Consider the following 24,460-nt stretch of genomic DNA (forward strand, 5'->3'; position numbering starts at 1 on the left):
CACCGTGCAGGGATGCAGTGACCGCTATTGCACCAGTGGCGTCTGGGCGGCGCCCAGGTCTATACCCTCGACCTCGGCCTGGCCCGCGAGCAGCAGCATGTATTGGTGCAGCGCCCGGGCGCGCGACTGCAGCGCCAATTGCGCCGCGATGCGGTCGCGCACATGGTCAAAGCTGGCCAGCTTGCCCTTGCGCCGCTCCAGCACCTCGATGATGTGAAAGCCATAGCGCGTATGCACGAGCCGCGGGTGCACGCCCAGCCCCCATTGCGCGTGTTTTTGCTGGAACAGCTCGTTCGCGAGTTCGGGCGCACAGTCCTCGGGCGCCACCCAGCCAAGGTCGCCGCCCTGCGCGCCCGAGGGGCAGTTGGAGAGCTCCGCCGCGAGTTCGGCAAAACGCGGGGCGGGCGCGTCCTTGCCCACCAGCTCCAGCAAGGCCTGCTCGGCGCGTACGGTGAGCGCATGCACGTTGACGCCTGGCGTCACCGCAAAAAGGATGTGCCGCAGGTGCACGGCCTGCCCCTGCATGAACTGCTGGGGGTTGGCCTCGTAATAGCGCCGCACTTCTTCAGGCGTGGGCTGGGGCGAGGCCACGGCGCGCTCCACCATGGATTCGATGACGGCGCGCTCGGCGGCGTCGAGTTCGGGCGCGAGCGCTGTGTCGAGCGCGGGCAACAGGCCCGCGCGCACGGCTTCCTGGCGCAGCAGCTCGGCATACGCACGCTCGCGCAGGGCGTCGGCGCCGTGGTGCTCATCGGTACGGTGCAAGGCCACGCCGTTGATGCGGGCGGGCGCGGACGGCGCGCCTGTGCAGGCGCAGGCAGCGTGGCCGCAGCCGGTGACGGTGGAGGTATGGGGTTTCATGGAACGCCTCGAAAGTTCAGGCCATGCCGGGAAGATCAGCCGTTTGCAGCCATTGCCGCGCCTTAGCGCATCGCCTGCGGGCCGCCCAGGCCCACGCGGCGGCTGCGCACGAGCTGGTAGGGGCGCCACAGATAGGCCAGGGTGCCGAAACCGCTCCACACGTGCACGAGGCGCGTGAACGGAAACACCAGGAAGATCGTCATGCCGAGGAACATGTGCGCACGGAACACCCAGCTCGCCTCGGCCAGCAACTCGGGCGCGCCGCTGCGGAAGGTGACGATGCGCTGCGCCCATTCGGCCAGCAACATCATCATGCCGCCGTCGAGGTGCTGGGCAGACAGCGGAATCGTGGCCAGGCCCAGCGCGAATTGCAGCCACAAGAGCCACAGCAACACGATGTCGCTGGTCTTGGAGGTGGCGCGGATGCGCACGTCCGACAGGCGGCGGTGCAGCAGCAGCGACACGCCCACGAAGCCGAACAGGCCGAACAGGCCGCCCGAAACCATGGCAAGCAACTGCTTGGCGCCCGCGCTGATGAATGGCGAATACACGAAGTGCGGCGTGAGCATGCCCACGCTGTGCCCGAAAAACAGGAACAGGATGCCGACGTGAAACAGGTTGCTGCCCCAGCGCAGCTGGCCCGCGCGCAGCAGCTGGGAAGAATCGCTCTTCCAGGTGTATTGGTCGCGGTCGAAGCGGATCAGGCTGCCGAGTAGGAACACGGTCAGGCAGATGTACGGGTAGTACCCGAACAAGAAGTGGGTGAGGTAGTCCTTCATGCTGGAACTCCTTGGGTGGGCGTCTTGCGAACGATGTGGATGGGTTGGGCCTCGCCCGGGCGCGATTGCCCGTGTGTGCTGCAGCCGGCGAAAGCCTCGGGCTCGGCCCAGCTGTCGTCCATGGGGACGTCGGGGTCGAAGGCGACGGCCTGGACTTTCTCGCCGGCGAGCTCGAGCACGGCGGCGATGACGCTGGCGTAGGGGTTGCCGCGCGCGCGCAGGGCACTGAAGATGGCCTGCAGGATGTGCGCCATTTCCGCCAGAAAGGCCCGCGCGAGCTTGGGTGGCTGCGTGGAGGCAAACTCCAGCACCACGCACAGGTGGTCGGGCAACTCCTCGGGGGCGAGGTACAGGCCGGCCTGTGCGTAGGTCTGAACCAGGTCCAGCATGGCCGGCCCGCGGTCGCGCGAGTCGCCATGCACGTGTTCGAACAGGTGCAGCGAGGTCGAACGCCCGCGGTCGAAGGTTTCGACGTAGCGCGCCTCGGCCTCCATGGCCAGGCGCCCAATATCGGCGGCCAGGGCGCGCAGCTCGGCGCGCCGCGCCGCGGGCAGCACGGCCTCGTCATCTATGGCCGCGATCAGTTCCGGCAGGTGGGCGCGCAACTGCGCGTCCGGGTAGCGCAACAGGGCGGCCAGGGCTCTGAGGGTGTAGCGCTGGGGGTGGCGCTGCAAGTGATGGGGGACGGGCACGATGGGCTCCTTGGGGTGCGTCGGTGCGCGGGCTTCAGACCACGGACTGAATCGGGATGGTGCGGCGCTTCTTGGCGCCGAACAGGCTGGTCTGCGAGCTGCCGTCCGAGCAGCCGTTGCCGAACGAGAAGCCGCAGCCGCCGCGCAGGTCGAAGGCGTTTTCGGCGTATTCGCGGTGGCTGGACGGGATCACGAAGCGGTCTTCGTAGTTCGCGATGGCCATGATCTGGTACATCTCCTCGACCTGCGCGACCGTGAGGCCGGCCTGCTCGAGCACGGCGAGGTTCTGCACCTGGTCAACGTGCTTGCCGCGCTGGAAGGCACGCATCGCAAGCATGCGCTCCAGGGCGCGCGCGACGGGCTGCGTGTCGCCGGCCGTCAGCAGGTTGGCCAGGTACTGCAGCGGGATGCGCATCTGCGCGATGTCGGGCAGCTCGCCGTTCACGCCGATGTGTCCGGCATTCGCCGCCGATGTGATGGGCGACAGCGGCGGCACGTACCAGACCATGGGCAGCGTGCGGTACTCGGGGTGCAGCGGCAGCGCGACCTTCCAGTCTATGGCCATTTTGTAGACCGGGCTGTTTTTGGCGCCTTCGAGCCAGGACTCGGGGATGCCGTCCTTGCGCGCCTGCTCGATCACGCGCGGGTCGTGCGAGTTCAGGAAGATGTCGAGCTGGGCCTGGTACAAGTCCTTGTCGTTGGCGACGCTGGCCGCTTCGGCGATGCGGTCGGCGTCGTAGAGCACCACGCCGAGGTAGCGGATGCGGCCCACGCAGGTTTCGCTGCACACGGTGGGCTGGCCGGCCTCGATGCGCGGGTAGCAGAAGATGCACTTCTCGGCCTTGCCGGTCTGCCAGTTGTAATAGATTTTCTTGTAAGGGCAGCCTGAGACGCACATGCGCCAGCCGCGGCATTTGTCCTGGTCGATGAGCACGATGCCGTCGTCTTCGCGCTTGTAGATCGAGCCCGAGGGACACGATGCCACGCAGGCGGGGTTCAGGCAGTGCTCGCACAGCCGGGGCAGGTACATCATGAAGGTGTTTTCGAACTGGCCCACCATGTCTTTTTGCACCTGCTCGAAGCTGGCCAGGTTGGCGTCCTTGCTGCGCTTGCTGAACTCGCCGCCCAGGATTTCCTCCCAGTTCGGGCCCCACTCGATCTTTTCCATGCGCTGCCCGGTGATGAGCGAGCGCGGGCGCGCAGTGGGCGGCGCCTTGGTTTCGGGGGCGGACTGCAGGTGGTCGTAGTCGTAGGTGAAGGGTTCGTAGTAGTCGTCGATCTGCGGCAGGTTGGGGTTGCTGAAGATTTTCATCAGCAGCGACCACTTGCCCCCCTGCTTGGGCACGATGGAGCCATTGTCCCGGCGCACCCAGCCGCCGTTCCATTTGTCCTGGTTTTCCCATTCCTTGGGGTAGCCTATGCCGGGCTTGGTTTCGACGTTGTTGAACCAGGCGTATTCGACGCCGGGGCGGCTGGTCCAGACGTTTTTGCAGGTGACCGAGCAGGTGTGGCAGCCTATGCACTTGTCCAGGTTCAGCACCATGGCGATTTGCGCGCGAACTTTCATCGTGTTCTCCTTGTTGCTCAGGCCTGGGTGGCCGCGGGGGCTTCGTCGTCGAGCCAGTCGATCTTGCGCATCTTGCGCACCACGACGAATTCGTCGCGGTTCGTACCTATGGTGCCGTAGTAGTTGAAGCCGTAGCTGAACTGGGCGTAGCCGCCGATCATGTGGGTGGGCTTGGTGACGATGCGCGTGACCGAGTTGTGGATGCCGCCGCGCGTGCCGGTGACTTCCGAACCCGGGGTGTTGATGGTTTTTTCCTGCGCGTGGTACATGAGCACCATGCCCGGGTTGACGCGCTGGCTCACGACCGCGCGTGCAGCAATCGCGCCGTTGGCATTGAAGAGCTCGATCCAGTCGTTGTCGGCGATCCCGGCGCGGCGCGCGTCGTCTTCGCTGAGCCACACCACAGGCCCGCCGCGGTTGAGCGTGAGCATGTGCAGGTTGTCGCTGTAGGTGCTGTGGATGCCCCACTTCTGGTGCGGGGTGATGAAGTTCAGCGTGATTTCCGTGTGACCGTTGGGCGTGCGGTGCATCACCTCGCCGGTGGTCTTGAGGTCCACGGGCGGGCGGTAGCTCGAAAGCCCTTCGCCAAAGGCGAGCATCCACGGATGGTCGAGGTAGAACTGCTGGCGCCCCGTGAGCGTGCGCCATGGAATCAGCTCGTGCACGTTGGTGTAGCCGGCGTTGTAGGACACCTTCTCGCTCTCCAGTCCCGACCAGGTGGGCGAGCTGATGATCTTGCGCGGCTGCGCCTGGATGTCGCGGAAGCGGATTTTCTCGTCTTCGCGGTGCAGCGCCAGGTGGGTATGGTCGCGCCCGGTGATCTTGCCCAATGCCTCCCAGGCCTTGACGGCCACGTGGCCGTTGGTTTCGGGGGCGAGCTGCAGCACCACCTCGCAGGCGTCGATGTCGCTGTCGATCCGGGCCATGCCCTGCGTGGCGCCCGCGGTATGCACCTTGCCGTTGAGCTCGGCCAGCTGGCGCACCTCGTCCACGGTGTTCCAGGCAATGCCCTTGCCGCCGTTGCCGATTTTTTCCATCAGCGGCCCCAGCGCGGTAAAGCGCGCGTAGGTGTTGGGGTAGTCGCGCTCGACCACGGTGATCGCGGGCGCCGTCTTGCCGGGGATCAGGGCGCACTCGCCCTTTTTCCAATCCTTCACGTCGAAGGGCTGCGCCAGTTCGGCGGGCGAGTCGTGCATCAGCGGCGTGAGCACCAGCTCTTTTTCCACGCCCAGGTGGCCGACGCAGACCTCGCTGTAGGCCTTGGCGAAGCCTTTGTAGATTTCCCAGTCGCTCTTGCTCTGCCATGCCGGGTCCACCGCCGTGGACAGCGGGTGGATGAAGGGGTGCATGTCGCTGGTGTTGAGGTCGTTCTTTTCGTACCAGGTGGCCGTGGGCAGCACGATGTCGGAATACAGACAGGTCGTGCTCATGCGAAAGTCCAGCGTCACGAGCAGGTCCAGCTTGCCTTCGGGGGCCTTGTCGTGCCACTGCACTTCGGCGGGCTTGGCGTCGTCCGCGCCCAGGGCCTTGCCCTGCACGCCGTGCGTGGTGCCCAGCAGGTGCTTGAGGAAGTATTCGTGCCCCTTGCCCGAGGAGCCCAGGATGTTGGAGCGCCACACGAACATGTTGCGCGGCCAGTTGAGCGGGTGGTCCGGGTCTTCGCAGCTCATCTTGAGGCTGCCGTCCTGCAGCGCCTTGACGGCGTAGTCCTTGGGGTCCAGGCCCGCGGCCTGCGCATCTTTCACCACCTGGATCGGATTGGTCTGCAGCTGCGGGGCGCTGGGCAGCCAGCCCATGCGCTCGGCGCGCACGTTGTAGTCGATCAGGCTGCCGCCGAATTGGGCGGGGTCTGCGAGCGGCGAGAGAATTTCCTCGACGCCGAGCTTTTCATAGCGCCACTGGTCGGTGTGGGCGTAGAAAAAGCTCGTGCTGTTCATCTGGCGCGGCGGGCGCACCCAGTCAAGCGCGAAGGCCAGCGCCGTCCAGCCGGTCTGCGGGCGCAGCTTTTCCTGCCCCACGTAGTGCGACCAGCCGCCGCCGCTCTGGCCTATGCAGCCGCACATCATCAGCATGTTGATGATGCCGCGGTAGTTCATGTCGCTGTGGTACCAGTGGTTCATCGCGGCGCCGATGATGACCATGGACTTGCCGCGCGTCTTGTCAGCGTTGTCGGCAAACTGGCGCGCCACCGCGATCACCTGGCCGCGCGGCACGCCGGTGATCTTCTCCTGCCAGGCGGGCGTGTAGGGGGTGTCGTCGTCGTAACCGAGCGCGGCGTTCTCGCCCGGCAGACCGCGCGCCACGCCGTAGTTGGCCACCGTGAGGTCGAACACCGTGGCCACGAGCGCGTGGCCACCCTCGCCCTGCTGCGCCAGTGCAATGCGCCGCATGGGCACCTTGCGCACGAGCACGTCACCCACGGCCGCAACCTGCTTGTTGGCCGGGAAGTGCGGTGTCTCCAGGCCGCCGAAGTACGGGAAAGCCACGTCGCCGACCTCGTAGGCGCTGCCTTCGCCTTCCATCAGGCTGAGCTTGAGCTGCACCTGGCTGCCGTGGCAGGCTTCCTTGTCTTCGAGGTTCCACTTGCCGGCGTCGTCGCGCCCTTCGGTTCCCCAGCGAAAGCCGATGGAGCCGTTGGGCAGCACGACCTGGTCGCTGTGGTCGAGCGCCACCGTTTTCCACTCGGGGTTGTTCGTCTGCCCCAGCTGGCCCGCAAAATCGCTCGCGCGCAGGTAGCGTCCGGGCACGAGCACCTTGCGCCCGTCCGCCAGGGAGCGCTCCTCGAGCTGCACTAGGTTGGGCATGTCGGTATAGCGGCGCACGTAGTCGTCGAAATAGCTGCTGCGCCGGTCGAAGTAGAACTCCTTGAGGATCACGTGCCCCATGGCCATGGCCACGGCGGCGTCGGTGCCTTGCTTGGGGTGCAGCCAGAGGTCGCAGAGTTTGCTGATCTCGGCGTAGTCGGGCGTGATCGCGACGGTCTTCGCGCCCTTGTAGCGCACCTCGGTGAAAAAGTGCGCATCGGGCGTGCGCGTCTGCGGCACGTTCGAACCCCAGGCGATGATGAAGGTGGAGTTGTACCAGTCGGCCGATTCGGGCACGTCGGTCTGCTCACCCCAGACCTGCGGGCTGGCCGGCGGCAGGTCGCAGTACCAGTCGTAAAAGCTCAGGCACACGCCGCCGATCAGCGACAGGTAGCGCGAGCCGGCCGCGTAGCTGATCATGGACATGGCCGGGATCGGCGAGAAGCCGATCACGCGGTCAGGCCCGTATTTCTTGGCGGTATAGACGTTGGCGCTCGCAATGAGCTGGTTGACCTCGTCCCAGCTGCTGCGCACGAAGCCGCCCAGGCCGCGCTGCTGCTGCCACTCGCGCCGCGCCTCGGGGTTTTCGACGATGCTGGCCCAGGCATCGACCGGGCTTTTCGCCACGGCCAGCGCCGCGCGCCAGTGCTTGAGCAGGCGCGCACGCACCATGGGGTACTTCACGCGGTTGGCACTGTAGAGGTACCAGCTGTAGCTGGCGCCGCGCGCGCAGCCGCGCGGCTCGTGGTTGGGCAGGTCGGGCCGGGTGCGCGGGTAGTCGGTCTGCTGCGTCTCCCAGGTGACGATGCCGCCCTTGACGTAGATCTTCCACGAGCACGAGCCCGTGCAATTCACGCCGTGCGTGGAGCGCACGATCTTGTCGTGGGCCCAGCGGTTGCGGTAGGCGTCTTCCCAGGTGCGGTCTTCGCCGGTGGTTTGGCCGTGGCCCTGGGCAAAGCCCTCGCGCGGCTGCGCAAAATAGGTCAGGCGGTCGAGAAAATGGCTCATATGAGGCTCCGAGATGGCTGTGGTCTGGTGCGCGGGATCAGCAGGGATGGGTCGCACCGCGGCGGGCATAAAGCCACCAGTTCAGCACGACGTTGAAAGCGAAGAAGGCGGCCAGGCCATAAAACACCGGCGTGGCGGACTGAAATTTGGCAAACGAGGCGGCAAACAGCATGCCGAACAGGAAGGGGCCGTAGGCTGCGATGGCGCCGGTAAAGCCGATCACGCCGCCGGCCTGGCGCGGCTCGAACAACATGGGCATTTGTTTGAACGTGGAGGCGTTGCCCACGCCGGCAAAGAAAAACAGCACCAACATGGCCGCTACGAACATGGGAAAGCTCTCCAGGCCGCTGGGGTTGGTCAGTGTGGTGAGCCACAGCGTGGCCGCGAGCATGCCCAGCCCGGCCCAGTGCGTGACGCGCGCGCCGCCGAGCCTGTCGGACAAGGGGCCGGCCAGCACGCGCGCGGCCGAGCCCACCAGCGGGCCGTAGAACGCCCAGGCCAAGGGGTCGGGTGCGCCCTCGAAGTGACCGAAGAGCTGCTTGATGAGTAGCGGGAACGTGGCCGACAGCCCCGAAAAGGCGCCGAAAGTCATCATGTACAACGAGGTCATGGCCCAGGTATGCCCGGAGCGAAAGATGTCGAACTGCTGCGCAAAATTGGCTTTCACGGGCACCGACTTGAGCATCAGCCAGGCGCAGACGCCAAAGACGAGCACGAACGGAATCCACACCGCTGCGGCGTTTTGCAGGTACACCTGGCTTTGCACACCGCCTTTGGTCAAGGTCTGCGGCGTCCCCATGAAGGCTGCGCCACCGAAGAGCGCGAAGCCGATGATCCAGGGCGTGACGAACTGCACGATGGATACGCCGAAGTTGCCTATGCCTGCCTGGATGGCCAGCGCCGTGCCTTGCAGGCGCTTGGGGAAAAACAGGCTGGTGGAAGGCATAAAGGAGGAAAAATTGCCTCCGCCCAGGCCGGCCAAAAAGGCCAGCAGCATTAGTACCCAGTAGGGGGTGGCAGGGTTTTGCACAGCATAGAACCAGCCCAGCAGCGGCACTAGCAGCGACAGCGTGGACAGGCTCACCACACGGCGCGTGCCATACATGGGCGTGAGAAACATATGCACCAGGCGCAGCGTGCCGCCCGCGAGCCCGGGCATGGCCGCGAGCCAGAACAGCTCGCCGGCCGTGAAGCGAAAGCCTATTTGCGGCAGGCGCACCACCAGGGCCGAAACCAGAAACCAGACGATGAACGCCATGGTTAGGTTGAGCGTGGTGATGATCAGTGTGCGCCAGGCCAGTCTGGAGCCGCCAGAGCGCCAGAAACTGTCATTCTCCGGCTCCCAACGCGAGAGCCAGGTGCCACCCGTGGTGGCCAGGGATGCAGAGCTTGCCATGATGGGCCTTTCGAGAAAAAACGGGGATGCAAAAAAAGGTCGGCGCAGCGGCGATGGCCTCAGCGCACCGGGCGCAAGGACGTGCGTGGAGCCACGGCTGAAGCGCAAGAGTCGTTCGCGGGTGCTGCGGTGCTGCCGCCGAGCACGTCCGTGTGGCGCACCTCCGTCCAATACATCCAGATCAGCGACACCCAGACCACGCCGTACATCAGCATGAAGGCGCTGGAGCGGATGCCGGTCCAGTCCAGCAGGATGCCGAACAGAATGGGCAGCACGAAACCCCCGAGTCCGCCAGCCAGCCCGACGATGCCGCTGATGGCGCCGATGTTCTGCGGGTAGTCGTCGCTGATGTACTTGAAGACGCTGGCCTTGCCGAACGCAAAGGCCACGCCCAGCACGGCCATGAGCGCCGTGAAGGCATAGACGTTGAGGCCGATGTGGAAGGTCGTGGGGCCGTTGACGGTCACGATGGTGAAGTCCGTTTGCGGGTACGAGAGCAAAAACAGACAGATCCAGCTCACCCACATCACCCACCAGGTGACCTTGTGCGCGCCGAACTTGTCCGACAGGATGCCGCCGATCGCGCGCAGTACGCCGCCGGGCAGAGAGAAGCAGGCTGCAAGCAGCGCTGCGATGCGGATGTCCAGGCCATATTCGCCTACGTAGTACTGCACCATCCACAGCGACAGCGCCACGTAGCCGCCGAACACGATGCTGTAGTACTGGCAGTATTTGAGGACGCGCGGGTCTTTCAGGGCCTTGAGCTGGTCGCTGAAGCGGACGTTGCTGGGCACCAGGTGGGCGGGGTCCTGGTAGCTGAACAGCCAGAACAGCACCAGCGCACCGAGCATGATGGCCGCATAGACCTTGGGCACCATGGTCCAGCCAAATGCCACCAGCAGCACCGGAGCGACGAATTTGTTCACGGCCGCGCCGGAGTTGCCCGCACCGTACACCCCCATGGCCATGCCCTGGCGGTTTTTGGGAAACCAGCGTGCCACGTAGGGCGTGCCCACCGCAAAGGCGCCTCCTGCCAGCCCCACGAACAGGCCGATGACGATGAAGTGCCAGAACGCCGTGGCATAGCTCATCAGCCAGATCGCAGGGATGGTGACGGCCATGAGGGTGGCCATCACGATGCGCCCGCCGTAGCGATCCGTCCAGATGCCCAGCGGCACACGAATGAGCGAGCCCGTGAGCACCGGCGTCGCGGTCAGCAGGCCGAACTCGGTGGCGTTGAGGTTCAGCATTTTCTTGATCGGGATGCCGATCACGCCGAACATCATCCAGACCATGAAGCACACGGTGAACGCCAGCGTGCTGACGATCAGCACCGACCAGGCTCTACGGGAATTGTGCAATTCGTTGCCCATGTCTTCCTCCACAAATTTGCATGTGTGGACTATCCGACTTTGGCCCGGCGCTGAACATCCGCCAATGGCATACCGCGGCTGCGGCAGAAGAACGAGGGCGGCGTGCTGCCCTCGTTCCAAAGAACTATGAGGCTTGCGTAAACCTGGGATTTCCGCAGGTCGCACACACGCTCTTTCCCCGAATGCGTCAGCCGCACGCCATGGGGCTATTGACGGTCTTTTTTATGGCAATTTCGAGGAAGATGTCAGCCCTTTGCTGGCGACAAAGACGGCGGCCTGCACCCGCGAGCTCAGCTTGAGCTTGCGCAGAATGTGCTGCACATGGATCTTGACGGTGGTCTCGGCGATGCCCAGCTCGCGCGCAATGGCTTTGTTTGCCAGGCCGGCGGCGATCAGGGCCAGGATTTCCCGCTCACGCCCCGACAACAGCGCCAGCGAATCGTCTGCAGGCGCCTGTGCGTGTGGCTCGCCGGGTGCCTGAGCACCTGTGACCGCGGGAGTATCCGCCGCCGCACTTGCTGTTCCTTGCGCACTGTGCCCTGGCACGGCACGGCTGCCTTCGGCTGCGCCCGCAGGCCGGCTGCGCAGGGCGGCGACCAGCTTGCCCAACATCTCGGGGCTGACCACGGATTCGCCCGCGAGCACTTTGCAGATGGAGTCGCTCAGGTCTTCGGAGTTGATGGTTTTGAGCAGGTAGCCGTCGGCGCCCGCCTGCAGCGCGGCCACGAGGTCTTCCTCGTTTTCGCTCACTGTGAGCATGAGCACGCGCGCTGCCGGCGCCACTTCCTTGAGGCCGGCAATCGCATCCACCCCGCGCACGCCAGGCAGGTGGTTGTCCAGCAGGATCATGTCGGGCGCGCACGCAGCCGCGCGGCGCAGGGCCTCGCCACTGTCGCCCGCCTCGCCGACGACCGCAAAGCGCTCGTCCTGCGACAGCAGGGCGACCAGACCACGGCGAAACAGGGTGTGGTCATCGACCACCAGCAGGCGAACGGGTTGGGTCATGCGGATGCTTCCTGGTCGATTGCAAGGGCGGTGGGCGCGGTGGCGCTCGCGACCGGGTGCGGTGGCAGCGTTAGCGTGACGGTAGTGCCCTGACCCGGTGCCGTGACCACCTGCACCTCGGCGCCTATGCGCGCGGCGCGCTCGCGCATGATCTGCAGGCCCACGTGCGATGTACCTCGGCTTTGCTGCGGGTCGAACCCCGCCCCATCGTCGCGCACGCGCAACTGCCAGCGCGCGCCCTTGTCCACCTCCAGCGTGACGTGGCTGGCGCGCGCGTGCTTGCGCACATTGGACAGCGCCTCCTGCACCACGTGCAGTACCTGCACCTGCACGTCCGGCGGCAGCGGCAGGCCCTGCCCGTGCACCGCGAAGCGCGTGGCGATGCCCGCCTGGTGTTCGAATTTGCGCAGGGTTTCCTGCAGTGCGCGTTCGATGTCGTCGGTGTTCGTGCGCGTGCGAAAGTGCACCAGCAACTCGCGCACGTCGCCTATGCTCTCGCGCACGCCGGCGTCGAGTTCGTCGAGGATGCGCTGCACCTGCGCGGTCTGCCCTTTTTGCACGGCGCCGCGCAGCAGCTGAACTTGAATCTTGAGAAAGGCCAGCGATTGTGCGATCGAGTCGTGCAGCTCGCGCGCAAGCAGCGCGCGCTCCTCGCTCACCGCGGCCTCGCGCTCCAGGGCGTCGGCGCGCAGGCCCTCGAGCGCGCTCGCAAGGTGGCTGGCCAGGGCGTCGAGCAGGGCCGTTTCTTCGGTACTTAGCTGCACTTGGCTACGAAAGAACAGGTCGCATTCGCCCAGCAGACGGTGCTGCAGCCGGATGGGCACGCTGACCACGCTCTCGTAGCCCGCGCGCGCACACAGCCGCATAGGGGCAGCCTCATGCGCCAGGATCGGGATCACGCGCGTGCGCGCATCGGGCTGCAGGCTGCCGCAGGCGCACACGCCGGCCAGCAGGCTGCGCTCCTGCTCGGCCAGCTCTTGCGGCAGGCAATCGGAGGCCAGCATCAGGTAGCGCTGGTTTGCCTCGTCCGACCAGCGCACGGCGGCGGCGTCGGCGCGCAGCAGCTCGCGCACCTTGTGCGCGAAACCGCGTGCGAGCTCCTCTATCGTGTCCGCTTCAGCCAGCAAGGCGCTGACCTCGTATAGCGTCTCGAGCCGCGCCCGCTGGGCCTCGATGTCGCGCGTCTTGGCCTGCACCTTGGCTTCGAGCTCGCCGTAGAGCGACTGCAGCGTCTCGGTCATGCGGTTGAAGCCCGCCGCCACCTGGCCGAATTCGTCCGAACTGTCCACATCGACGCGCACGGAAAAGTCCCCTGCTTGCACGCGCTGCAGCCCTTGCGCCAGGCTGGCCAGCGGATGGATCACGTACAGATAGCCTGTGTAGAGAATGACCACGGCGCCCGCGATCGCCAGCGCCATCATCACGAACTGGAACAGGTTGAGGATGGCCGTGAAACGCGCGAGTTGCCGCTCGATCGAGAGCACGAAGCGGTCGATTGCGGTCACAAACTCTTCCGCGAGCGCAACGGCCCGCTCCGGCGGCGGGGGCGATTCGGCCAGCCATTGCGCGCGTTGCTGCGCCCAGCGTCTTTCCACCTGCGCGAAGCTGGCCTCGACTTCATCGTCCCAGGGCACAAACAGGGGCCGCGCAGGGTCTCCCGCGCGCAGCAAGCGCAGGCTGTCGTCGAAACGCTGCACCAGCGCCGCACGCCCGGCTACCGTCGTCTGCAGCTGCGCCGCGCTGGCCAGCTGCCAAGTCTGCATGCGCATGCGCCCGGCCTCGTTCACCGCGGCCGCGCCGCCGTCAAGCTTCCACGTTGCCCACAGCGTGATCGCAATCGACACCATCGCCACCAGCAAAAAGCTTACGCCCAGGGCGATCAACTTGGTAGTCAGTGCGGTAGGCAGACGCATGGTGGCAGTGTAGGACGAAGAAGGGCCAGGCAGAAAAATGAAGAAAAGGTCAAGAAGGCTGCAGGAAATTTTCGCAACGCTGCGCTATCCACCTTTCCATGCGCTTGGGGCTGGGCTGGTTTGCTTGCGACATCCTCCAGCGGACGAAGAGGTTGCCGTTGGCGTTGCGGCCCGCCAGCATGGAGAGGGTCTTGCGCATGAGCCTTTTGTCAGCGGGCAGCGGGGCGGGAAGGGGCGTCGTGGAGGCGGCGATGGCGACGGTGATGTTGGCGGGTAGGCGCACAATCGCAAGTTTTGCCTTTGATTGTCGTCCATGCGCCGCCACGGTGAATCCGCATCTTCTCCTCCTGCCGCGCCATCTTCAGCGCATTCCGACTGGGCAACGCTGCGCCGGCTGCTGCCGTATCTGTGGCAATACAAATGGCGCGTGCTCGCCGCGATCGCGTTCATGGTCGGCGCCAAGCTCGCGAACGTGGGCGTGCCGGTGCTGCTCAAGGCGCTCGTGGATGCGCTCAACGTGCGCCCAGGCGATCCAGCGGCGCTGCTCGTCGTGCCCGTGGGGCTGCTGCTTGCCTATGGCGGACTGCGGCTGTGCACTTCGCTGTTCACCGAGCTGCGCGAGTTGGTGTTTGCCAAAGCCACGCAGGGCGCGGCGCGCAGCATCGCGTTGCAGACCTTTCGCCACCTGCACGCGCTGAGCCTGCGCTTTCACCTCGAACGCCAGACGGGCGGCATGTCGCGCGACATCGAGCGCGGCGTGCGTGCGCTCGAGTCGCTGGTCTCGTTCACCTTGTTCAACATCATCGCCACCCTCGTCGAGGTGCTGCTCGTGCTCGGCGTGCTCGCCGTGAAGTTCGATGCGGGCTTTGCCTGGATCACGCTCGCGGCGCTGCTGCTGTACATCGTCTTCACGGTGCGCGTGACCGAGTGGCGCACGCAGTTTCGCCGCCAGGCGAACGAATCCGACTCCGCCGCGCACAGCAAGGCCGTCGATGCGCTGCTGAATTACGAAACCGTCAAATACTTCAACAACGAGGAATTCGAGGCGCGCCGCTACGACGAGAGCCTGGAGCGTCTGCGCCGCGCGCGCCTCAAGAGCCAGAGCACGCTGTCGCTGCTCAACACGGGCCAGCAGCTCATCATCGCCACGGCGCTCGTGGTGATGCTCTGGCGCGCCACGCAGGGCGTGGTCGCGGGGCGCATGACGCTGGGCGACCTGGTGATGGTCAACGGCTTCATGATCCAGCTCTACATCCCGCTGAACTTCCTCGGCGTGATCTACCGTGAGATCAAGCAGGGCCTGACCGACGTGGACCGCATGTTCGCGCTCATGGACCGACCGCAGGAAGTCGCCGACGCGCCCGGTGCGCCGCCGCTCGCGGGGCTCGAGCGGCCGGTGGTGCGCTTCGAGGACGTGCACTTTGCCTACGAGCCCGAGCGGCCCATTCTGCGCGGCCTGAGCTTCGAGATTCCGGCGGGCCAGACGGTGGCCGTGGTCGGCCCCTCGGGCGCGGGCAAATCGACGCTCGCGCGGCTGCTGTTTCGCTTTTACGACGTGCAGCAGGGGCGCATCACCATCGCGGGGCAGGACATCCGCAGCGTCACGCAAGAGAGCCTGCGCCGCGCCCTGGGCATCGTGCCGCAGGACACGGTGTTGTTCAACGACACCATCGCCTACAACATCGCCTACGGCCGCCCGGGCGCGAGCCAGGCCGAGGTCGAGGCGGCCGCGCGCGCTGCGCACATCCACGACTTCATCGCTTCCACGCCCAAGGGCTACGCCACGCTGGTGGGCGAGCGCGGGCTCAAGCTCTCGGGCGGCGAAAAGCAGCGCGTGGCGATCGCGCGCACGCTGCTCAAGAACCCGCCGATTCTGATCTTCGACGAGGCCACCTCGGCGCTCGACTCGGCCAACGAGCGCGCGATCCAGGCCGAGTTGCGCAGCGCCGCGCAGGGCAAGACCACGCTGCTGATCGCGCACCGCCTCTCCACCGTGGTCGATGCGCACGAAATCCTCGTGCTCGAAGCCGGCCGCATCGTCGAGCGCGGCACGCACGCCGCCTTGCTCGCGCAAGGCGGCATCTACGCGCGCATGTGGGCGCTGCAGCAAAGCGGCGAGGCGGCAGTCGCGGCATAGGGCTTGGGGGTGGGCTGGGAGCGACGGGTGGCAGAAGGCTTGATCGCAGCGCAAGGGCAGCAGCCTGCCTTTCGACGCCCAAAGTTCGCTAGTGCAGTGTTCGACGCTATCTGCGACATAAAACCGCGTCTTTTCGGCCTGGGCCGCGTTGCAAATCCTCGCGATACCACCCGGTATCGCTGCAGTTTGCGCCTTGCCAAGACCAAAAATCCATTGGTTTTATTTGTCGCATCAAGCATCAAACACTACACTGGGCTGCTAGACTTGTACTTTTAATAGAACAACTCAAGGAGCCGTCGCAATGCGGGTGGTGAATTTCTCGGAGGCGCGCAACGGCCTCAAAAACGTGATCGATCAAGTCATAGACGATGCCGACTACACGGTCATCGTGCGCCGCGATGCACCCGATGCGGTGCTGATGTCGCTCGACACCTTCAATAGCCTCATGGAAACGGTGCACCTGCTGAAGTCGCCGGCCAACGCGGCACATCTGGCGCGCTCGATCGAGCAGTATCGCCAAGGTCAGGTCACGCAGCGGGACCTGGTCGATGCCGATTGAGCCCGCCCTCAGCAAGCTGACCTGGACGCTCGCTGCCTGGGATGATTACGCCTACTGGCAGCTCCAGGATCGCAAAACCGTGAGACGTATCAACGCCTTGATCAAGGACTGCTTGCGTCATCCCTTTGAAGGCATAGGCAAGCCCGAGCCGCTCAAAGAAAACCTCGCGGGCTTTTGGTCGCGGCGCATCGACGACACCCACAGGCTGGTGTACTGCGTGGACGCGCAGGCGCTGGTGGTGATCGCCTGCCGTTACCACTACCAGTAACTGTTAGGTGTTTTTGATCCAAAGCGCTTGATTTGCAAGCGCTTCAAGCTATTTTTAGCGCAGCAATTATTTTTTGCGCGCAGCAATCGCCTTTTCCGCCTGGCTCACGAGCTCGGCGCCGATCTGGCCCTTCCATTTGTCATAGACGCCGCGGGTGGCTTTGACGAAGGCTTCGCGCTCGGCGGGGCTGAGTTGCGTGATGCTCACGCCGTGGCTGGCGATTTCCTTGAGCAGTGGTTTGTCGGCTTCGACCAGGCCCTTGCGCGCGAGGGCGACCTGCTCCTTGCCGGCCTCGATCGCGGCCTGGCGCACGGCTTCGCGGTCGGCGGGTGTCCAGGAATTCCAGACCTCTTTGTTGACCACGAAGATCAGCGGGTCGGCGATGTAGCCCCACAGCGTCAGGTACTTTTGCCCCACCGTGTAGAGCTTGGCCGCGGTGTAGATCGACAAGGGGTTTTCCTGCCCATCGACGGCGCCGCTGGCCATCGCGGGCTGTGCGTCGGCCCAGCTCATCTGCGTGGGGTTGGCGCCGAGCGCGCTGAAGATGTCGAGGAACAGCGGCGAGCCGACCACGCGGATCTTCATGCCCTTGAGGTCCTCGGGCGTCTTGATCGGCTTTTTGGAGTTGGAAATCTCGCGGTAGCCGTTCTCGCCCCAGGCCAGCGGCACCACGCCGGCCTTGTCGAGCGTGGCAAAAATCTGCTTGCCCACCTCGCCCTGCGTGAGCGCGTCGATGGCGGCGTAGTCGGGCATCAGAAAGGGGAGCGAGAACAGGTTGAGCTGCTTGACCTGCGGCGACCAGTTGATGGTCGAGCCCACGGCCATGTCAACCACGCCCTGGCGCAGCGCGGAGAATTCGCGCGTCTGGTCACCCTGGATCAGCGACACGCCGGGGTAGAGCTTGATGTTGATGCGGCCGTTGGTCTTCTGACGCACCTTGTCGGCCCAGAGCTCGCCGCCCTTGCCCCAAGGGAAAGACGGGCCGAGCACCAACGACATGCGGTATTCGCTTTTGTAGGTTTGCGCGGCGGCGGGCGCGGCAGCGCCGAGCGTGAGTGCGGCGCTGGCGGCCGCGGCGAGGGCGAGCAGGGTGCGGCGGATGGTCATGCGAAGGTCTCCTTACTATATAAAAAAGAGCTGCCAGCGCTTATCCCATAAGCGCTAGTGCAGTGTTTGATGCTTGATGCGACAAATAAAACCGATGGATTTTTGGTCTGGGTAAGGCGCAAACCACAGCGATACCGGGCGGTATCGCGAGGATTTGCAACGCGGCCCAGGCCGAAAAGACGCGGTTTTATGTCGCAGATAGCGTCGAACACTGCACTCTAGCAGCCTGTCGGACTTTGGAGTCGTCGGCTGCGAATGCGCCGCAGCGGCCCATTTTTTACCGTCTTCTTGCCCCATAGCACCACTATGGGGCTGCGAATCCGGCAAAAACTGGCCTCGCTGGGGCACCTTCTCGCTTTCGACGCCCAAAGTCCGACAGGCTGCTAGGCCAAAAACATCAATAACCCATAACCTGCGGCAACCACAGCGCGAGCTGCGGCCAGACGATCACGGCCAGCATCACGAGCCCCATGGCCAGCAGCATGGGGCCGACCCAGCGCACGGTGTCTTCCATGCGCACGTTGGCGATGCGGCACGACACCATGAGGTTCACGGCCAGCGGCGGCGTGAACTGGCCCAGCGCCACTTTGAGCGTGAGCAGCACGCCGAACCACACCGGGTCCCAGTGGTAGTGCTGCACGATGGGCCACAGCAGCGGCACGAAGATCAAAAAGATCGACACGCCGTCGAGGAACATGCCCACCGTGACCAGCAGCAGGATCAGCAGTGCGAGCACACCGTATTCACCCAGGCCCGAATGGACGATGGCGTTGGTGATCGGGTCGATCACGCCCAGGGTCGAGAGCGAGTAGGCAAAAATCCCTGCGAGCGAGACCACGAGCAGGATCACGGCCGAGAGCTCGCCCGACTCGCGCAGGATGTCGAACAGATCGCGCACCCGGATCGTGCGGTGGATCGCCATGCCCACGAACAGGCCGTAGAACACCGCGACCACGGCGGCCTCGGTGGGCGTGAACCAGCCCGCGCGCATGCCGCCCAGGATCAGCACGGGCGCGACCAGCCCCCACACGGCCTCGCGCAGGCTGCGCCAGAACGGCGGGCGCGGCAGCGCGGCCTCCTGCGCGCCCATGCCGTGCTTGCGCGCGAGCCACACGGCCGGCACGATCAGCGCCAGGCCCGCGAGCACGCCCGGCACCATGCCCGCGGCAAACAGCGCCGGCACCGAGGCGCCGGGCACGAGCACTGAATAGATGATGAAGGCGACCGAGGGCGGAATCAGAATGTCGGTGGCCGCCGCCGCGCCCACCACGCTCGCCGAATAGCTGGCCGGGTAGCCCGCGCGGTTCATGGCCGCGATCATCACGCCGCCCACGGCCGCCGCGTTCGCCGGCCCCGAGCCCGAGATGCCGCCAAGAAACATGGCCACCGCGATCGCCACGAGCGGCAGCATGCCGGGGCCGCGCCCGACGATGGCGAACGCAAAGTTCACGAGCCGCAGCGCCACGCCCGAGCGGTCGAAGATCGAGCCCACGAGCACGAACATCGGGATCGCGAGCAGCGGGTACTTGCCCAGCCCCGCGTAAAAGTTCTGCGGCACGGCGAGCAGGCCGAACCACTGGCTGCCGGCATTCGCGAGCGCAATGGCCGCGGCGCCCGCGAGCCCCAGCGACGCGGCTATCGGCACGCCCAGCAGCATCAACAGCATGAAAGCCGCAAAGAGCAGCGTCGCGATCATGGTGCGCGCTCCGCTGGAGCTCCCCCCGCTGCGGGGCTTTCGTGCAGCGGCAGGCGGCTGAAGCGGCGCAGCAGGCCGAGCGCGCGCAGCGTGATCAGCGCCGACAGCAGCGGCAGCCAGCCCGAGTACCACCACTGCGGCACGCCGATGCCGGGCGAAGTCTCGCCAAAGCGGTAGTCGTCCCAGACCACGCGCACGCTGAGCACGGCCATGAGCCCGAACAGCAGCGCGACCATGGCCGCGCCCAGCTGCGCGAGCCGCCGGCGCCGCGCGGGCGAGCCGCTTTCGGCGAAATATTCGATGCGGATGTGCTGGTTGCGCGCCACCGCGGCCGAGCCCGCCACGAGCGCGAGCACGATCATGAGGAATACCGAGATTTCCTCCGTCCAGGCGAACGAACTGTTCGTGAAGTAGCGCACCAGCACGTTCGCAAAGGTGATCAGCGCGAGCAGCGCCATCACGCCCACGGTGAGCCAGTCTTCGATGCGCAGCGAGCGCGGCTCGTCGGGCACGGGGGCGACCAGCGGGATCGGGCAGGCGCCGCCGGGCGCTTCTTCAGCCTCGGCGCGGGAGTGGAGGGTATCGGTAGGGACGGTCATGGGGCGCGGCAAAAACGTGGTCGCGGGATGTTAGCGGATGGGCGTGCCCAAAGCCGCATGCCCAAAGCCGCATGGCGCGGCTGTCGCGTTCGTCTCGCGATAATGCCCCGATGGAAACCAAGTGGCTCGAAGACTTCGTCAGCCTGGCCGAAACGCGCAGCTTCAGCCGCTCGGCGCAGTTGCGGCATGTGACGCAGCCGGCGTTTTCGCGCCGCATCCAGGCGCTCGAGGCCTGGGCCGGCACCGACCTCGTCGATCGCAGCGCCTACCCGCTGCGCCTCACGCCCGCGGGCCAGACGCTGTACGCGCAGGCGCTCGAATGGCTGCAGGCGCTGCAGGGCACGCGCGCCATGCTGCGCGCTCAGGCTGCGGCGGGGCAGGACGTGATCGCGTTCGCGGTGCCGCACACGCTGGCGTTCACGTTTTTCCCGGCCTGGGTGTCGCGCCTGCACGCCGAATTCGGCCCGTTCAAGAGCCGCCTCGCGGCGCTCAATGTGCACGACGCCGTGCTGCGCCTGGTCGAAGGCGGCTGCGACCTGCTGATCGCCTACCACCACTCGGCGCTGCCCCTGCAGCTCGACGCCGAGCGCTACGAGATGGTGCAGCTCGGCGAGGAGCTGCTCGCGCCCTACAGCAAGCCCGACGCCCATGGACAGCCGCTGTTTCGCCTGCCCACCCGCGCGGGCCAGGCAGTGCGGCCGCAGCCTTATCTCGGCTACGCGCCTGGCGCCTACCTCGGGCATTTGGCAGAGTTGTTGCTCAAGCAGACGGACATCGCGGGCCGGCTCGAGCGCGTCTATGAAACCGACATGGCCGAGGGCCTCAAGGCCATGGCGCTCGAAGGGCACGGCCTGGCTTTTTTGCCCCACAGTGCGGTGCGCGAAGAACTGCGCGCCCAGCGGCTCGTGAGCGCGCTGCCCGCTGACGCGCAGGCGGGCGAGGCGCTGCAGCTGCGCCTTTCCGTGCGCGCCTACCGCGCCAGGCCCGCAGGCAAGGACGCCGAACAAAGCCGCGCGCAGGCGTTGTGGAGCCATTTGCAGGCGCAGGAGACGAAAGAGGCGCAAGCGGTACCGGCGGCGCAGCGCAAATCCCAGGGTTGACGGTTGACGGCATTGGTGCAAAACGGTGCGAAAATTGCTTCGCTTCTGTTTTGTTACCAAGTCGTGCGGCGGCTCCGTTCGCAGAGGGCCGCCGGTGGAAATTTCTCACAAGGAGATTGCAATGCAAAAACGTTCTTTTGCCAAAGCCGCCCTCGCGGCGCTGGTGTTTGCGGCCTTTGGAGGCCTTGGCAGCCAGGGTGCTTTGGCGCAGGCCAACGACACGCTGGCCAAGATCAAGGCCACGGGCAGCGTGACGCTGGGCGTGCGCGAGTCCTCTGGCCTGTCGTACACGCTGGGCAACGGCAAGTACGTGGGCTTTCACACCGAGATGGGCGAGCGCATCCTCGAAGACATCCGCAAGCAGCTCGGCTTGCAGAAGCTCGAAATCAAATACCAGCCCGTGACCTCGCAAAACCGCATTCCGCTCGTGGTCAACGGCACGGTCGATCTGGAGTGCGGCTCGACCACGAACAACCGCGCGCGCCAGAAAGACGTGGCTTTTGCCGTCACCACCTACGTCGAAGAGGTGCGCATGGCCGTCAAGGCGAATTCGGGCATCCAGTCGATCAAGGACCTGAACGGCAAGACCGTGGCCACGACCACGGGCACGACCTCGGTGCAGACGCTGCGCAAGCACGAGCGCGCCGGCGGCATCGACTTCAAGGAGGTCTATGGCAAAGACCACGCCGACAGCTTTTTGTTGCTCGAATCGGGCCGTGCCGATGCTTTCGTGATGGACGGCTCCATCCTCGCGGCCAACATCGCCAAGGCCAAGAACCCGCAGGACTTCAAGATCGTGGGCGAGGTGCTCTCGGTCGAGCCCATCGCGTGCATGATGCGCAAGGACGATCCGGCGTTCAAGAAAGCAGTCGATGACAGCATCAAACGCCAGATCGCCGACGGCTCGCTCGCCAAGCTCTACGACAAGTGGTTCATGCAGCCCATTCCACCCACCAACACGGTGATCGGCCTGCCTTTGTCCGAATACACCAAGGAAGCCTGGGCGCACCCGAACGACAAGCCCATGGAAGACTACGTGCTGAAAAAATAAGCACGCACGCCTGCGACTGCCCCTCGCGCAAGGCATGCGAGGGGCTTTTTTGTGCGGCCTGCGCCGCACCCTGCCCATGAGGAGGGCTTATGCGTTGGGAATGGCAGGTGTTTTGCCAGGACACGCTGGATCAGGAGCCCGTGTCCGGCTGCTTCGGGCACGGCGGCAGCGTGACCTATCTGGACTGGATGTTGTCGGCCTGGGGCTGGACGGTGACGGTATCGCTGCTGGCCTTGTTGATCGCGCTGGTGCTGGGCACCGTGATCGGCACGCTGCGCACGCTGCAGGGGCACCCGCTCGTGGTGCGCCTGGGCAACGCCTGGGTCGAGCTGTTTCGCAACATTCCGTTGCTCGTGCAGATTTTCGTCTGGTACCACGTGGTGCCCGCGCTCGTGCCGGCGCTCAAGGGCGTGCCGGGCTTCGTGCTCGTGGTGCTGGGCCTGGGCTTTTTCACCTCGGCACGCGTGGCCGAGCAGGTGCGCGCGGGCATCGAGGCGCTGCCGCGCGGGCAGCGCTACGCGGCGCAGGCGCTGGGCCTGACGCCCTGGCAGGTCTATCGTTACGTGCTGCTGCCGCAGGCGTTTCGCATCGTCATCCCGCCGCTCACGAGCGAGGCGATGAACGTGTTCAAGAACTCGTCGGTGGCCTTTGCCGTGTCGGTGGCCGAGCTCACCATGTTCGCCATGCAGGCGCAGGAGGAAACCTCGCGCGGTGTCGAGATATATCTGGCCGTGACCGCGCTGTACGTGCTGTCGGCCTTTGCGATCAACCGCGTCATGGCGCTCATCGAAAAGCGCCTGCGCGTGCCGGGGCTCGTGGTGCCTGGGGCCGTTGGCGGGGGGCATTGAGCATGCAGCTCGACTTTTCTTTCTTCAGCTGGGAGCTGGTCTCCAACTTTCTGCTCAAGGGGCTGTATTTCAGCCTGCTGCTCACGCTGGTTGCCACCGTGGGCGGCGTGGTGCTGGGCACGCTGCTCGCGCTCATGCGCCTGTCGGGCCTGCGCTGGCTGGCCTGGCCCGCGACGATCTACGTCAACGGCATGCGCAGCATCCCGCTCGTGATGGTGATTTTGTGGTTCTTTCTGCTCGTGCCTGCGCTCATCGGCCGGCCCATAGGCGCCGAGTGGTCGGCGGTGATCACCTTCGTCGCGTTCGAGGCCGCGTACTTCAGCGAGATCATGCGCGCCGGCATCCAGTCGGTGCCGCGCGGCCAGGTGCTCGCGGGGCAGGCGCTGGGCATGCGCTACGCCCAGGTGATGCGGCTCGTGGTGCTGCCGCAGGCTTTTCGCAACATGCTGCCGCTGCTGCTCACGCAGACCATCATCCTGTTCCAGGACACCTCGCTGGTCTATGCGATCGGCGCCTACGACCTGCTCAAGGGCTTCGAGATCGCGGGCAAGAATTTCGGCCGCCCGATCGAGAGCTACCTGGCCGCGGCCGTGGTTTATTTCGTGCTGTGCTATGCGCTGTCGAGGCTGGTCAAGCGCCTGCACCAGAAAATCGCCATCGTGCGCTGATCAGAAAGAACACCCCCATGCAAGCCATGATCGAACTCAAAAACGTCTCCAAGTGGTACGGCCCCGTGCAGGTGCTCACCGATTGCTCCACCACCATTCACAAGGGCGAGGTGGTGGTGGTGTGCGGCCCCTCGGGCTCGGGCAAATCCACGCTGATCAAGACCATCAACGCGCTCGAGCCTTTCCAGAAGGGCGAAATCTATGTCGATGGCGTACCCGTGCACGACCCCAAGACCGACCTGCCGCGCCTGCGCAGTCGCGTGGGCATGGTGTTCCAGCACTTCGAGCTGTTTCCGCACCTCTCGGTGACGGACAACCTCACGCTCGCACAGGTCAAGGTGCTCGGGCGCAGCCCTGACGAGGCCTTGAAGCGTGGCCTCCAGATGCTCGAGCGCGTGGGCCTCGGCGCGCACAAGGACAAGTTCCCCGGCCAGCTCTCGGGCGGCCAGCAGCAGCGCGTGGCGATTGCGCGCGCGCTCAGCATGGACCCGATCGTGATGCTGTTCGACGAGCCCACCTCGGCGCTGGACCCTGAAATGGTCGGCGAGGTGCTCGACGTGATGGTGGGCCTTGCGCGCGAAGGCATGACCATGATGGTCGTGACGCACGAAATGGGCTTTGCGCGCAAGGTCAGCAGCCGCGTGATCTTCATGGACGTGGGCGGCCGGATTCTGGAAGACTGCAGCCGGGACGAGTTCTTCGACCATCCCGAGGCGCGCCAGCCGCGCACCAAGGAGTTCCTGGACAAGATCCTGCAGCACTGACGCGCCGTCGCTTTCTTACAAGCAAAAAGGGCTGTTCGTGCTTATGGTGTCTGCGCAAGCAGCTGCATAAAAAATAGCGACCAGTCCCGCATTAGTCGATCACATCGGCAAACAGCTGCTCTGGCGGCAGCTCCAGGCCCACACTTGCGAGCACCACGGTCTCGTCGCGTGCGAACGGGTGCAGCACCCACAGGCCCTCGGCGCTTTTGCGAAAGCAGTCGGTGCTGCGCGTGTCGAGGTCAATGAGCGCGTATTCCTCGAGGCT

At 65.5% G+C, this 24,460-nt stretch carries 22 protein-coding genes; 8 read left to right on the forward strand and 14 right to left on the reverse strand.

Annotated features, from left to right (window positions below; translation table 11 throughout):
- Positions 1–24 precede the first annotated feature (24 nt).
- The 10 genes from DFR45_RS06355 to DFR45_RS06400 form a co-directional block, all read right to left on the reverse strand.
- A complete protein-coding gene (locus tag DFR45_RS06355) occupies positions 25–861 on the reverse strand; it encodes a peptidylprolyl isomerase (RefSeq protein WP_114482861.1) in 837 nt (278 codons plus the stop codon).
- A 62-nt stretch (positions 862–923) separates the two neighbouring features.
- A complete protein-coding gene (gene narI / locus DFR45_RS06360; protein WP_114482862.1) occupies positions 924–1,640 on the reverse strand; it encodes a respiratory nitrate reductase subunit gamma in 717 nt (238 codons plus the stop codon).
- The gene (gene narJ, locus DFR45_RS06365) at positions 1,637–2,332 is read right to left on the reverse strand and encodes a nitrate reductase molybdenum cofactor assembly chaperone (RefSeq protein ID WP_241659287.1); all 696 of its coding nucleotides are present in this window, start codon (positions 2,330–2,332) and stop codon (positions 1,637–1,639) included. Before narJ ends, narI begins: the two co-directional genes overlap by 4 nt.
- Before the next feature lie 34 nt (positions 2,333–2,366).
- Positions 2,367–3,899 carry a nitrate reductase subunit beta gene (gene narH, locus DFR45_RS06370; RefSeq protein WP_114482864.1) on the reverse strand — a complete coding sequence of 511 codons (1,533 nt, stop codon included), beginning with the start codon at positions 3,897–3,899 and terminating at the stop codon, positions 2,367–2,369.
- Between the two features lie 17 nt (positions 3,900–3,916).
- Positions 3,917–7,711, reverse strand: coding sequence for a nitrate reductase subunit alpha (locus DFR45_RS06375; protein WP_114483027.1), 3,795 nt, complete (start codon positions 7,709–7,711; stop codon positions 3,917–3,919).
- A gap of 37 nt (positions 7,712–7,748) precedes the next feature.
- Positions 7,749–9,107: an MFS transporter gene (locus DFR45_RS06380; protein ID WP_114482865.1), complete on the reverse strand. Its 1,359-nt coding sequence runs from the start codon at positions 9,105–9,107 to the stop codon at positions 7,749–7,751.
- A gap of 59 nt (positions 9,108–9,166) precedes the next feature.
- On the reverse strand, positions 9,167–10,480 hold the full coding sequence (locus tag DFR45_RS06385; protein ID WP_114482866.1) for an MFS transporter: 1,314 nt from the start codon (positions 10,478–10,480) through the stop codon (positions 9,167–9,169).
- A gap of 222 nt (positions 10,481–10,702) precedes the next feature.
- Positions 10,703–11,485, reverse strand: coding sequence for a response regulator (locus DFR45_RS06390; RefSeq protein ID WP_114482867.1), 783 nt, complete (start codon positions 11,483–11,485; stop codon positions 10,703–10,705).
- The gene (locus tag DFR45_RS06395) at positions 11,482–13,398 is read right to left on the reverse strand and encodes a type IV pili methyl-accepting chemotaxis transducer N-terminal domain-containing protein (protein ID WP_114482868.1); all 1,917 of its coding nucleotides are present in this window, start codon (positions 13,396–13,398) and stop codon (positions 11,482–11,484) included. Before DFR45_RS06395 ends, DFR45_RS06390 begins: the two co-directional genes overlap by 4 nt.
- 49 nt (positions 13,399–13,447) lie before the next feature.
- A complete protein-coding gene (locus tag DFR45_RS06400; RefSeq protein WP_146953246.1) occupies positions 13,448–13,723 on the reverse strand; it encodes a hypothetical protein in 276 nt (91 codons plus the stop codon).
- Between DFR45_RS06400 and DFR45_RS06405 the strand changes: the two genes are divergently transcribed.
- The 3 genes from DFR45_RS06405 to DFR45_RS06415 all read left to right on the forward strand — a co-directional run bounded on the left by DFR45_RS06405 (position 13,712) and on the right by DFR45_RS06415 (position 16,362).
- A complete protein-coding gene (locus DFR45_RS06405; protein ID WP_114482870.1) occupies positions 13,712–15,535 on the forward strand; it encodes an ABCB family ABC transporter ATP-binding protein/permease in 1,824 nt (607 codons plus the stop codon). The genes DFR45_RS06400 and DFR45_RS06405 overlap by 12 nt on opposite strands.
- A 301-nt stretch (positions 15,536–15,836) precedes the next feature.
- On the forward strand, positions 15,837–16,094 hold the full coding sequence (locus tag DFR45_RS06410) for a type II toxin-antitoxin system Phd/YefM family antitoxin (protein WP_114482871.1): 258 nt from the start codon (positions 15,837–15,839) through the stop codon (positions 16,092–16,094).
- Positions 16,084–16,362 carry a Txe/YoeB family addiction module toxin gene (locus DFR45_RS06415; RefSeq protein ID WP_114482872.1) on the forward strand — a complete coding sequence of 93 codons (279 nt, stop codon included), beginning with the start codon at positions 16,084–16,086 and terminating at the stop codon, positions 16,360–16,362. The genes DFR45_RS06410 and DFR45_RS06415 overlap by 11 nt, the downstream gene beginning before the upstream one ends.
- Positions 16,363–16,428: 66 nt before the next feature.
- Here the strand turns inward: DFR45_RS06415 and DFR45_RS06420 are convergent, their stop codons facing one another.
- The 4 genes from DFR45_RS06420 to DFR45_RS06430 all read right to left on the reverse strand — a co-directional run bounded on the left by DFR45_RS06420 (position 16,429) and on the right by DFR45_RS06430 (position 19,764).
- Positions 16,429–17,469: a DctP family TRAP transporter solute-binding subunit gene (locus DFR45_RS06420; protein WP_114482873.1), complete on the reverse strand. Its 1,041-nt coding sequence runs from the start codon at positions 17,467–17,469 to the stop codon at positions 16,429–16,431.
- A 54-nt stretch (positions 17,470–17,523) separates the two neighbouring features.
- Positions 17,524–17,766 (reverse strand): hypothetical protein, encoded by a 243-nt coding sequence (locus DFR45_RS14490; RefSeq protein WP_170132846.1) that lies wholly within the window; start codon positions 17,764–17,766, stop codon positions 17,524–17,526.
- 100 nt (positions 17,767–17,866) lie between these two features.
- The gene (locus tag DFR45_RS06425) at positions 17,867–19,165 is read right to left on the reverse strand and encodes a TRAP transporter large permease (RefSeq protein WP_114482874.1); all 1,299 of its coding nucleotides are present in this window, start codon (positions 19,163–19,165) and stop codon (positions 17,867–17,869) included.
- On the reverse strand, positions 19,162–19,764 hold the full coding sequence (locus DFR45_RS06430; RefSeq protein WP_114482875.1) for a TRAP transporter small permease: 603 nt from the start codon (positions 19,762–19,764) through the stop codon (positions 19,162–19,164). Before DFR45_RS06430 ends, DFR45_RS06425 begins: the two co-directional genes overlap by 4 nt.
- A gap of 110 nt (positions 19,765–19,874) precedes the next feature.
- Between DFR45_RS06430 and DFR45_RS06435 the strand changes: the two genes are divergently transcribed.
- The 5 genes from DFR45_RS06435 (at position 19,875) to DFR45_RS06455 (ending at position 24,195) form a co-directional block, all read left to right on the forward strand.
- Positions 19,875–20,864 (forward strand): LysR family transcriptional regulator, encoded by a 990-nt coding sequence (locus DFR45_RS06435; protein ID WP_114482876.1) that lies wholly within the window; start codon positions 19,875–19,877, stop codon positions 20,862–20,864.
- A 121-nt stretch (positions 20,865–20,985) separates the two neighbouring features.
- The gene (locus DFR45_RS06440) at positions 20,986–21,915 is read left to right on the forward strand and encodes an amino acid ABC transporter substrate-binding protein (protein ID WP_114482877.1); all 930 of its coding nucleotides are present in this window, start codon (positions 20,986–20,988) and stop codon (positions 21,913–21,915) included.
- 89 nt (positions 21,916–22,004) lie between these two features.
- Positions 22,005–22,763: an amino acid ABC transporter permease gene (locus DFR45_RS06445; RefSeq protein ID WP_114482878.1), complete on the forward strand. Its 759-nt coding sequence runs from the start codon at positions 22,005–22,007 to the stop codon at positions 22,761–22,763.
- 2 nt (positions 22,764–22,765) lie between these two features.
- Positions 22,766–23,431 carry an amino acid ABC transporter permease gene (locus DFR45_RS06450; RefSeq protein WP_114482879.1) on the forward strand — a complete coding sequence of 222 codons (666 nt, stop codon included), beginning with the start codon at positions 22,766–22,768 and terminating at the stop codon, positions 23,429–23,431.
- A 26-nt stretch (positions 23,432–23,457) separates the two neighbouring features.
- Positions 23,458–24,195, forward strand: coding sequence for an amino acid ABC transporter ATP-binding protein (locus tag DFR45_RS06455; protein ID WP_114483028.1), 738 nt, complete (start codon positions 23,458–23,460; stop codon positions 24,193–24,195).
- The last annotated feature ends 265 nt before the right edge of the window (positions 24,196–24,460 follow it).

It is taken from the genome of Extensimonas vulgaris (genome assembly GCF_003337425.1).
In the GTDB taxonomy this organism is placed as follows: domain Bacteria; phylum Pseudomonadota; class Gammaproteobacteria; order Burkholderiales; family Burkholderiaceae_C; genus Extensimonas; species Extensimonas vulgaris.